Source organism: Winogradskyella vidalii (assembly GCF_013403955.1).
Lineage (GTDB): Bacteria > Bacteroidota > Bacteroidia > Flavobacteriales > Flavobacteriaceae > Winogradskyella > Winogradskyella vidalii.
Map to the genome: position 1 here is coordinate 396,631 of NZ_JABFDG010000001.1, position 12,044 is coordinate 408,674.

Consider the following 12,044-nt stretch of genomic DNA (forward strand, 5'->3'; position numbering starts at 1 on the left):
GGCTAAATTGAAACATCAACTTAAAATGAATATCCAATCGCAAAGTTAAACACTGGTTCATCAACTTTAAAATCCAAACGTTGGCCTTCTTCTTCGGCTGGATCGTGAAATGGTGCTGCCAAATCAAAGCGTATTACGAATCCTTGTACGTCTACATGCAGGCCGATACCGGCACCCATTCCGAGCTCGTTAATAAAGTTGGAGGTAAACTTGTCTTCTTCATCAGTAAATGTGGGATTAGATTCCGAGTTCCAAACATTTCCTGCGTCAGCAAAAATAGCGCCTTTAAAAAATGAAAATAAAGGAAATCTATATTCTGCATTGGCTTCTAATCTAATATTCCCAGTTTGGTCAAAATAAGTGCCATCGCTATCTGGGTCGTCTTCCGAATTATAGGTTCCTGGACCTAATGAACGAATTCTGAAAGCTCTTACGCTATAAGGGCCACCAGAAAAATATTGTTTTACATATGGAATGACATCAGAATTACCGTAAGGCAATCCATAACCTGCAAATAATCGGGTTGCTAAAGTTTGTGCTTTGTCTTTACCGAAGTTGAGATGAAACCTTAAATCTAAATCTGCTTTAGCGTATTGTGCATATTGCAAACCTAAAAATGTTTTGGGTTCACCAGGCTCACTATCTTTACCTAATAAACTAATAGAATTTCCTGCGACATCTAAAGTGGTATTTAAGTAAAATTGATGCGGATCGTTAGCATCTACCATTTCATTATATGTAAAAGAAAAGGTCAGTCCTGAAATAAATTGTTGGTCAAAACTTTGTTCTAAAAAGGGGTTTTCGTCTAAAATTTCTTGAAATTCAGTTGAGGTTTGCGTCAATTGAGTATAGTTAACCGAAATAGGATTAAACTCATAAGTGATATACCTATTGGCATTCCAAGAATATCCAAAAAGGGCACTTCCTGAGAGTAAGGCGTATAAGCTACTTCGGTTGAGGTAATTGACGCCTAAGCTAGTTTTTGTTTTTGGGATAGAATATTCAAAAAAATCTTCGTTAAAAGTTATAGGGAAAATGACTCGTGGGAAAATAATTTCACCTTTTAACCCAAGTTCTAAACTGCTAAGACCAGAGTTATCGCCACTTAAAAGCTGTGTTTCATAACCCACATTAGTACTAATGTTTAAAGTTTCGCCTCCTTTAAAAAGGTTTCTATTACTATAAGTTAAGGCTAAGTTAGGACCTGTAAAATTATTAGATTTTGTAACCGCTTGTAATTCGGCACGAAGCGCGCGCTTGGTTAATGGTGATAAAAATATATTAGCTTCTAAGATGCCTAAGCTGTCCGATTCTAAACTGTCAATTTCTTCATATTGAATATTGACATACTTGTAAGCGCCAATAGTAGAAAGGCGTCTGGCTGTATTTTTTGATGTAGTTGGGTTGTAATTATCACCTTCTTTAATTGTAATATACTTATCGAGATGTTTGGGCTTTATGAAAAGTGAATCTTGAAAATAATTCTTCTCATTAAACCGTTCCATTTTATTGGTTATAGAATCTTGTAAGTCGTAATTAGGAAAGATGTTAATTTTACTTATTTGGTAAGGGATTGTTGCTTTTTTAGGAACTTCGGCCTTGAGTTTTAAAAATAAATTGAAACGTTTATTATCGTATTGATTGGTGTCTGCTTGAAAAATGAAAAAATCTGGATTAAGATTATAGTACCCTTTTTCTTTTAATTTTGAATCGATACGTTGACGTTCAAGTTTCATGTGTGATAAATCAAAATTAGACCCTTTTTGAAATGGTGATTTTTTAATTTCTTGCTTTATAGCGTCATGAATAGGTGAGGGCATGGAATCGAGTTGGTAGGTTTCCATTTTGTAAGGCTCTGCAATACTTAACTCGTAATTGACAGTAGCTTCAGTTTCTTTTTCTTCAAAAGTTGATGCTGCTGTACTATAAAAAAAGCCTTTGTTTTCTAATCGGTTTCTTAGAATGTCTTCAACTTCAAAAGTTTCAACATCAGATTGGTAAACGGGTTTTTCTCCTATTTTTTTATTTAGCCAGCGGTTAATAAATCCTGGGTTTTCTTTTTGTGCTTTAAAATGGTAGTAAAGCCCCAAATACATGCCTAGAAATTTTGAATTAGGTTTTGGTCTTAAGGTGGCTTCGAGTTCTGTTTTTAAAGCCTCAATATTATCAATTGGTGTTTCTGTCTCAATTTCAATTTCAGCACCACGGTATAATTTTTCATCTTCTGGCAAGTACTTTTTTACACTACAGGAGTGTATAAATAACCCGAAGAGGATGAGGTAAATATTAAATGTTATACTTTTTTTCAAGTCTAATTCTTTTTCTGTTCTATACTTTGATTGGTTTCTTGTTCTTGCTGTTCGTTTTCTTTTTCAGCTTCGGCTTTGGCTTTTTCTCTTTTAGCTTGGCGTTCTTTTTTCTTACGTAAGATAGCATCCCAAAGCTCGTTAAATTGATTAAACTCTTGTGTAAAGATTAAGCCAATGCCACTGACTATGGTTTGTCCGTCAATTACATTTTCAAATTCACTTTTTCTAAAGCCTTTTAAACGGTATCTGCCGTCTTCTGTTACGGTATATTCCAAGCTAACATTACCAATAATTGGTGTTTCTTCGCCTGTGCTACTACTACCTTGTATATCAACTTCGCTACCAACTCTAACGGTTAATCTATCGTTAAATAGTTTTTTTTGTGCGGCAATATCTAGTTGAGTTCGGTCTGTTGGTGCATCACCTTGATAATCGGTGTAACTGTTAAGTCCAAAATCGAGCTCAATACCAGAACCGCCTAAGAGTTTATCTGAAAATGCATTCAGTTGATTTGAAACCGCATCATTTAAATTATCTCTAGCAATAGTTGCAAAACCACCAGAACTACCGTCGCTACCAGCGTCTGGGTAAAAACGATTGAGTACTAATAATGAGAATACTTGGCGGTTAAGTTCGCCTTCTTGTTGGTTAACTTGTTGCACTCTACTATATACTTGCCCTCCAATAGCTCCTTGGTCTTCTTCTGGCATATCTAGAGCAAATGAAATTTTTGGCTGTAATAACTCGCCATCTATGTTAAGATACACATTAAATGGTAAAACTTGCTTGTATTGATTTTGTACCGAGGGTTCTGCGCCAGAAATCTGAGCTGCCATAAGCGCTGAAGCTGAGGTTTCAATATTGTAAATAGCACGGACATCCAATTCAGCATCAAATGGATCTCCAGACCATGTTACACTACTGCCTTCGTCAATTAAAAATCTTCTATTCACCAAATTGTATAGATTAAGCTCGTAGTGGCCATCTATAATTTCATAGCTTCCTGTTAATGTTATACGACCATTTGGTGTCATGTTAAAAATAAAATCGCCTTCGCCAGAAACTTTAAAGTTATCGCCTGTTTCTTCATCTATAATAATGGTAAAGGCTGCATTTTCGTTTATTTTGAGTGCGGTTGAAATGTCAAAGCCTCTAATTGTTGCGGTTTGTTCTTCGGTTTGAGTAAGGATGGCATCAGGATTTTCACGATTAACAAAAACAACAACACCATCTCGTTCTTCAATATTGGCAACTGAAGCCGGCATTACATAGGTGAAATCTGTATCTGAACCTAGGGTTAGTTTGGCATCTAATTTAGGAATTTGTAAATCTCCTGTTAGTTTGGCATCAGCAGTAAAACTAGCCTTTCCATAGAAGGATTCATTATCTTCGTTCGTGGCATTGAGTACTTGAAAATCAGTTGTTTTTACACTTAAGTCAAATGTAGGGTTAACAAAACTTTCTGTACCAACATTTCCAGAGAGTACTAAAGCATTGTCATTCTCATCTCGAATGGTAAAATTGCGCATAGAAAGTCCGGCGTTATTGATATTTAGCGTTTCATTGGCCATACTAAATGGCGCATTGAGTTTAGTAATGTTAAAATTGGCGTTGTTGAATGTTACAGCACCATCATACTGAAGGTCTGCAGTGGTTCCTGTGACTTTAAAAGCACCAGAAAAACTCCCATCAGTATCTTTAATTTCACCTAAAGATAATGTGTTGAGGGCTTTCATTTTAAATTCGTTGATGTCTAAGTCTAAATCTAAATTGGCAATGTTGTTAGTCACCGTGTAATCTCCAGCTAAATCAAAATCAATATCACCACCTTTTAATCCGGCATTAAAGGCATAACTGTTGGTGTTTAGGGAGTTGCCATTAATACTTAAGGTGCCTAGATCGGTTTGAAGTGCGTTAAAATCTTCAATGGTTAAATCGGCAATAATACCAGCATTTACAAAAGGATCTTCGAGAACAAAATTACCATTTAATAGACCTGTTGCTAATTCTGCTTTTGGGCTTAAATAATTAAAAACTTCATTGATGTCAAAATTTTCAAATTCTATAGCAATATGTTGTTTAGGTATGTTATCCAATTTGTCTGTGAGTGCTATAGATTGGTTGTTTTTGGTGATTTTAAAGTCATTAAACTCAAGTTTTTTGTCGGTTATAATCACTTCATTTTCTTGTGGGATACGCCATTTTTCTTTATTCAATATTAAACAGTCCGAGTCTACTGTAAAAGTCAAACGCTCACGATTGCCTGTAATTTTAGTATTAACATTCACCAGCTTTTTATCATTATAATAGCCTAAAAAATCGAGAGCCATTTCATGATCAGACTGCTTTCCTCTTATAATTGTTTTAGGAACATCTAAAGGGCCAGCATTTATATTATTAAAACCTAAATTAAATTTAAAATCATCTTGGTCAGTCGTCATAGAAAAGGCTAGACTATCTAATGTGTTGCCACTATAATTAAGATGAGGTATTGTGACGTTAGCGTCTAATTTTCGGTATTTTTCATTAAAATCTAGGGCAATATCTATAGTGTCTAAATCTTGAACATTGACTAAAAAGACATCGTTAAGCAAAGGAGATTCAGATATTTTACCTTTAAGCTTCAGGTTTACAAAATCTGTTATAGAATCTGCGACGTTTTCATCTCTGTAAAAATAACTTAAAACATGTCTGTTTATCGCAGTGCTAAAGGTTTGTGGGTTGGTGTTAGACTCTAAATTAAGATTTACCATTTTATTTTTTAAGGTCACCGAAGTAGTGTCTTTTTCAACGTGTGCAGATGCATTTATTTCACCAATTAAATAACTTCTATTATCGTAAACTATTACTCCTTTGTCTACTTTTGCATTAGCGTCAAAATTATCACCGTTACCTTTAAAACGGGCATTTATGTCCATGGCTGTTCTAACGTTACGGTCCATTAATCCTAGGGCTTGCAGATTAGCACCAATAACATTTAATTCTATTTCGGCTTCAGGAGCTACGGAATCTAAAACCACAAATGTGTTGAGCTTCGCTTCTAGATTATCGTCTTTATATTGTGATTGAATATTACCAGAACCATCTGTGATTTCGCCATTGATGGTTAAGTCTTTAATTGCATAATTATTGAGTTGAAAGGCTGTAATAGTTGCCTTCAAATCCGCATTAAGTGTATTTATATTACTTCCGCTTCCTTTAGATTTTAGCGAAAGGTTTAAAGCACCAAATTGCGGATTGTTCAGCAATTCATTGATGTTGTAATCGTCAATAGTAATTTCGGCATCGTAAGCAATAGTATTTGTGTTTTTAAAATTACCTTTTACCGTAGCAATACCTTGTGTTGTGGTTAGTTTTGCATCAGCAGAAATGTCGTCTAGATTTCCGGTTAGTTGCGTAGTAAATAAAATATCTTTTGGTAAACTAACACCTAAATCAGCTTCGTTTATAAATTGAACTAAATCGCTTCGTTTTGTTTTTGCCGTAAACTTTGGAATATCAAACTGAAGTGTTTCAGTATTAGTTACATTTTGAAGTGTTCCACGGGTTACAATTTGTGTGAATTCACCCCAATTAACTTCAGCTTTAGTTAAATTGATATTTGCTAAAGTCCCTTGAGCATTTAAAGTTCCTTTTAGTGGTTTTTTACTTAATGCGTCTAAGTAAGTGTTGTTTTTTAAATTGGGTTGAAACTTAAAAACTTCAGCTAATGAAAGCTGAAAAGAGGGGAGGTTTACATTAACTTTTGTAGCTTCAGGCGTGTCTATTAACTCTGAAAGGGAAAGGTAATCTAGATGTGCATAACCTGAAATAGAATTATTATTTAATTTAAAATTTAATCCTTCTAGATTTAGGTTTTGGTCGGTAACTTTCAAATTTACCGCTAATTGATTAAGGTTTAATCCTGAAGCTTCATTAAAATTAAATGTCTCTAAGTTTAAAGTGGCTTCTTTGTCTTTTAGGCTAATATCCTTGGCTTTAAGATTGAATTTTGAAAGCGCAATGGCATTAGGATTAAACACATTTTGTTCAGGTTTTGCATTGCCAACTTGGTAATTAATTTCATTATTTTCAAAGTCAATAGCTGCAATAGAGGCCTTGATTTGTGGCCATTCAAAGGGTGTGTTTTTACTTGTGGTTTCGTCTGTAGTGTTTATAACTTGTTTTGGTAAGCCTTCAATTTCGGCTTCGGTAGTTAAGTTGATTTTAGAGTTTTTAAGCGTGATTTTTTTAAGATTAAAATCATTTGTAGCTAAATTGATATTAGGGACTCCTGTTGCAAATTCAGTAATAGCAACATCCGTTATAAGGCGGTCGGGTTGCGATTCGTAATAAGCAACCACATTATTCAAAGCGATATTGTCAAAAGCTAATTTTGGTAAAGGCGCATCTGATGTCGTTGTATCTGTCCTTACGGGTTTTTGAATAAATTTAATATTTGAATTATTAAGCTCAATTTCTGAAGCTTCAAAAATCATGGCTTCAATATTGGTTGTTTCAAGATTAGCTTTTAATTGACCAATTTTAAATCTAGAATCAATTCCTGTAACGGCATCATTATATATAATATCAAAATTGTTAAAATTCAGATTGCCTATAATTAGGTTGAGTGGTGTAGTAGTGGTGTTTGTTTCAACCGTTGTTGTATCGGCAGAAGCAAAAGCATCAATTAAAAATTGAAAATTATAACCTTCAATACTATCTTTTCTGATTACATTGGCTCGTAGGCCGTCCCAGTCTAAAGCATCAACACCAACACCATTGCCTTTTATCATTTTAAAAAGGGGAATGTTAGCTTCTAAGGATTTTGAATAGACTAAAGTATCTCCTTTTACATCTTCGAGATAAAGACCATCGAGTTGTAAGTCCCCATCAAATGTTATAAAAAGATTTTCTATGGCAACCTTAGTTCCTGTTTTATCAGAAACGTAATTAACTGCTTTGTTTACTATAATATCCTGCCCCCAAGGGCTGCGGACAAAAATGATAATCAAAAATAAGAACACAAGAATACCTAGCAGTACTCTTAAGGTTCTGCGTAGCCAACGAAATTTCCTTTTTTTTGTTGGGGCTTGGGCTGATGTGTTTTCGGAATTATTCAACAGTCAAATATATACGCTCAAAAGTATTACAATTGTCGTAATTGCTATTAATATTAACGCTCTCGAGATAAAAATTAACTAAATATGACTTTTTTGAAGTGCTCTTTTCGTGCTCCTTATGTGAGAATGTACTATAGATTTTTGGTTTTAAATAACAATGAAAAAAATAAATGATTATCCTACGGCTACGGTCGTATGCTTTTGAGTTTAAGTTAAATTTCTTTAAATACAAAAAAGCTGAACTAGTCGTTCAGCTTTAACATGTTGTTACCTTACAGTTTGATGGTCTAATTAGCTTAAGCGACTAGCGCCTCTAGTTTTTTTTTGTGCGATGACACTTTTGTTTTAAAAATAGGACGTAAAAAACGGGCTAATTGGTCAAATTCTATTAAAAATGCATCATGGCCATGAATAGATTTTATTTCATGAATATTCACGTTGTCTTTTACACCTTTAAGCTCTACAAACGTGTGCCAATTCTCATCAGATTTAAAAAATAAATCCGAATTAATAGTAATTATATGAATATCGCTTTCAATGTTTGAAGCTACGTCTAAAAAATCACTTCTATCTCTAGTGATATCTATGGTTCTCAAAATCTGATTCATCAATTTATAGGCCGACACCTGAAACCTATTTTCTAAAGTTTTACCATGATAACTTAACCAAGATTCTATGTTAAAAAGTGTGTTGTCTTTTTTAGAACGTTCGAATTTTTGAGTTAGAGATTCTGGTGTGCGATATAGGGTCATAGCATGCATTCTGGCATCTGCCAAAGGTTGCGATGAGTTGTTTAATATAGCATCTTGAATATGACAGTTTGCAATAATCCAATCTGTAGCTCTCCAATCTGTTGCAATCGGAATTAAATGCTTTATAAGTTGTGGTTTTAAAGCGGCTAATTCCCAAGCAATACCACCACCAACAGAACCACCAATTACAGCGAATAAGTGTTGAATATTTAATAGGTCTATCGCTAAAGCAAAAAGTTTAGCAATATCTCTAGCCGTAAAATCTTTATAGTTTTTAATTAAATTTTTAGCATTATTATCATAGCCATTCCCTAGAATGTTAAATGCTAAAATAGTGTACTCATCCGTATTTATACTTTTGTTTTTTCCTATGATGTCATTCCACCAACCGTTTTCTCCAACAACGTTTGAGTTGCCTGTTAGTGCGTGGTTTACTAAAACAATTGGTGCAGTGTATAAGGGTTTGCCAAAAGTTTGATAAGATAACTTTACAGAAATCTTCTTTCCACTTTCAGTAGTATAATCGTTGAGAGTTATAAAATGTAGCTTTTCCATTTTAATTAGTATTAAGTAAACAGATGCCTCCTTTAATAAAGACATCTGTTTTATATCAACAAAACATGAAATAGATATTAATTCTGAAGGGTTTTTTCCTGTTTAATAGCAGCAAAAGCTTCTTTTAAATCGGCTTTTAAATCTTCAATAGCTTCAATACCTACAGACAAACGAATGAGGTCTTTTGTGACTCCAGTCGTTTCCTGAGCTTCATCACTTAATTGCTGGTGTGTTGTACTCGCAGGATGAATAATTAGTGATTTTGTATCGCCAATATTAGCGAGTAATGAGAAAAGTTTAGTTGTATCCGCTATAGTTTTAGCAGCTTCATAACCACCATCGACACCAAAAGTAACCACACCACTTTGCCCTTTTGGTAAGTATTTGTCAGCTAATGCTTTGTATTTGCTTGTTTCTAATCCAGGATAGTTGACCCAGTTTACTTCAGGTTGTTCTTGTAGCCATTTTGCTAAATTGAGTGCATTTTCGCTATGCTTTTTAATACGAAGTTCTAAAGTTTCTAAACCTTGAATAATTTGAAAAGCATTAAACGGACTTAAAGCACCACCGTAATCTCTGAGTCCTTCAACTCTTATTTTAGCAATAAATGCAGCGGCTCCAATAGCGTCGCTATATACTAAACCGTGATAGCCCGCTGACGGTTCTGTGAACTCAGGGAATTTTCCGTTGGTCCAGTCAAATGTACCAGCATCTATAATAACGCCTCCTAGTGAAGTGCCATTACCAGTAATATACTTGGTTAATGAGTGGATAACGATGTTAGCACCGTATTCTATAGGTTTTAATAAATAAGGTGTCGCTACAGTATTATCTACAATTAATGGAACTTTGTGCGCTTTTGCTGCTCCCGAAATAGCTTCGAGGTCTAAAACATCTAATTTTGGATTTCCTAAAGATTCTACAAAAAATGCTCGTGTGTTTTCTTGTGCTGCTTTTTCAAATTCTTCTGGATTAGAAGCATCAACAAAAGTGGTTGTAATGCCATGTCTTGGTAGGGTAACGCTTAATAAATTGTACGTGCCACCATACAAACTGCTTGAAGCTACAATGTGATCACCAGCACGTAAAAGTGTTAGCAATGTTGTAGAAATGGCAGAGGTTCCAGATGCCGTTGCAACAGCAGCAATACCACCTTCTAAGGCCGCTAAACGCTGTTCTAAAATGTCGTTTGTTGGGTTGTTAAGACGCGTGTAAATGTAACCCGGAACGGAAAGGTTGAATCGTCCTGCGGCTTCATCAGAATCTTTAAAAACATAAGATGATGTTTGGTAAATAGGAACAGCCCTAGTTCCTGAAGTTTCTGTTGTGTCGTGTCCTGCGTGCAACGCCTGGGTTGCGAATTTTTGTGTACTCATTTTTCTAAGTTTTTGAGTTAATAAAAGATTAAACCAAAAGCCAAATAAGCCTCGTTTTCCTTGAGTCTAATCGAAGGATGAAGCGTACTTAATAGAAAAATATTATAAAGAAAATGCTAATTACAGATGAGTAATTAGGCTTGAGTTATCTATCCAAATATGCAAAAAATGACTTGCGCATTTAAGTAGAATTTAGCACCTTCTTAGTAAATCTAAGGGTTGCTAAGGTTTCATAGGGTCATTCCCTCCACCTTTCTTGATAACATTTCAGTAAGTGTTTGAACTTTGTGAGTACAAATATTGCAATACAAAAGTTAGAATTCCAAATAAATGACCATTTTTATTTAGTTTTTAACATAATTTATAATGCTTAAGTGTTCTTCGTTAAGTATTTAGTGCGAATAATTTCGCCTACGGGTTTGTTTTCAATCTTACTTTCTAGCCAAGATATAATATCTAAATATAAAAAGGCGCGCCGTTCATAAGGGTGTTCTTCAAAAGTTTTTAGAGTTTTATATAAGTCTCTAAAGGCATTTTTTAAATCATGAGGATAAATATCTTGAAGCCCTCTAATAAATTTAATCATTTCTTTTTGAACTTCGTGAAGATCATTCATCTTAATTAAAAACTTATACGTGCTTCTAAGCAGTGTTTCTAAGTGGTAATCTAGGCCAGCTTCATAATGTGCCACGAGATTTAAGACTCTTGAAAAACAGAGTAAATCTTCGCGCATAGATAACGATTTATTGGAGATGATTTTATCTAAATATTTTATACATGCTTTGTTATTTCCAGCACCAAATTCTAAACTCGCAAATTTGTAGTAAAAAATCATTTTATGGTGTGGATCAATTTTATCTCTAAAAGGAATCAAGTCTTTTTCTATAATTGGAATTAAACTTAGGCCTTCTTCAAAACTCCCATCAATAAAGTGTTTGTTGATGCTGTGGAAATTCTTGTAAAGAAAAACGAGGGTTGCTACATTTTCGTCTTTTGGGAAGTCTGAACCTGATACTGTAGTTTGGAATTCTAAAAATTTCTCTTCAAATTTTGGTTTATTATTTATAAAAAATAAAGCCTCTAGTAAATAGTTGTTCCCCTTTAGAAAAAAAACAGGATTGACACTGATCATGCTTGGGTTTTGATAAAATAAATCAACCCATTTTAAAGCGTACTTATAGCAATTTAAAAAATCTTGAAGTAAAAAACTTTGCCATAATTGTGCTTTATAAAGCCATAATTTTTCTCTAAATCCAAGTTTTTCTATGTTTAGTTTAGGAAGTCGTTGGTTAAAATAATTAGTAATCATTTCTGCTTCCTCTTCATTTTTTACATAGCCTGTTTTTAAAATCGTACTATAAAGTTGAAGTGATAAATTGGAGAGTTTACTAGCAATAACATTAAGTGCACTAAGTTCTTTAGCTTGTATGGCGAGTTCATCGGCTCGTGTGCTAATGCTTCGAGTAATGTACTGGGATTCGATTACTTTTTCTAGTTCTACAATTTCAAAAGCGGCATTTTTTTCTTCGTTTATAATGGCTAATTCTTTGGCTTTGTCTAGTATTTTTAGGCTCTGTTTATATAAACCCTTGTGGTATAAAATAGAGGCGAAATCGAGTTGCTCTCTAATTTGTAAACGCACATCTTGATGCGATGGGTTAAGTTTTAGACTAATTAAAATCTGTTTATATAAATGCGCTTTGACGTTGGCTAACTGTTGTTTTTTTACAATTCCACTTTTTAAGATTGCGGCTTCATTATACGTTTTGGCTTTGTCTAATACGTTAAAAAGATTCAAGAATTTTGAATCTGAATTCACGCCAAGCCGACCCACGTAAAGCTTAAATTGTCGCTTTTCGGATTTAGTTAGTGATTTTACTAATGAGAATAAATTATCTTTTTGGTCTTTAGTTATCAATTTATAATAGATTTATATAATTGTAAATCAGT

The 12,044-nt window shown here is 34.0% G+C and carries 5 protein-coding genes and 1 riboswitch; all 5 genes read right to left on the bottom strand.

The features are described 5' to 3' along the window. Nucleotides 1–20: 20 nt before the first annotated feature. The gene (tamL, locus tag HM982_RS01565; protein WP_179351366.1) at nucleotides 21–2,309 is read right to left on the bottom strand and encodes a translocation and assembly module lipoprotein TamL; all 2,289 of its coding nucleotides are present in this window, start codon (nucleotides 2,307–2,309) and stop codon (nucleotides 21–23) included. 2 nt (nucleotides 2,310–2,311) lie between these two features. Next, nucleotides 2,312–7,303 carry a translocation/assembly module TamB domain-containing protein gene (locus HM982_RS01570; protein WP_179351367.1) on the bottom strand — a complete coding sequence of 1,664 codons (4,992 nt, stop codon included), beginning with the start codon at nucleotides 7,301–7,303 and terminating at the stop codon, nucleotides 2,312–2,314. A 404-nt stretch (nucleotides 7,304–7,707) separates the two neighbouring features. Next, nucleotides 7,708–8,718, bottom strand: coding sequence for an alpha/beta fold hydrolase (locus tag HM982_RS01575; RefSeq protein WP_179351368.1), 1,011 nt, complete (start codon nucleotides 8,716–8,718; stop codon nucleotides 7,708–7,710). Between the two features lie 77 nt (nucleotides 8,719–8,795). Continuing rightward, nucleotides 8,796–10,094 (bottom strand): O-acetylhomoserine aminocarboxypropyltransferase/cysteine synthase family protein, encoded by a 1,299-nt coding sequence (locus tag HM982_RS01580; protein WP_179351369.1) that lies wholly within the window; start codon nucleotides 10,092–10,094, stop codon nucleotides 8,796–8,798. 142 nt (nucleotides 10,095–10,236) lie between these two features. After that, nucleotides 10,237–10,360, bottom strand: a riboswitch (SAM riboswitch). Nucleotides 10,361–10,464: 104 nt separating this feature from the next. After that, complete coding sequence (locus tag HM982_RS01585; RefSeq protein WP_179352352.1) at nucleotides 10,465–12,009, bottom strand: hypothetical protein; 1,545 nt, start codon at nucleotides 12,007–12,009, stop codon at nucleotides 10,465–10,467. Nucleotides 12,010–12,044 lie beyond the last annotated feature (35 nt).

Coding starts and splice junctions, on each gene's coding strand:
- HM982_RS01575 (WP_179351368.1), bottom strand. CDS start 8,718: ATGGAAAAGCTACATTTTATAACTCTCAACGATTATACTACTGAAAGT.
- HM982_RS01580 (WP_179351369.1), bottom strand. CDS start 10,094: ATGAGTACACAAAAATTCGCAACCCAGGCGTTGCACGCAGGACACGAC.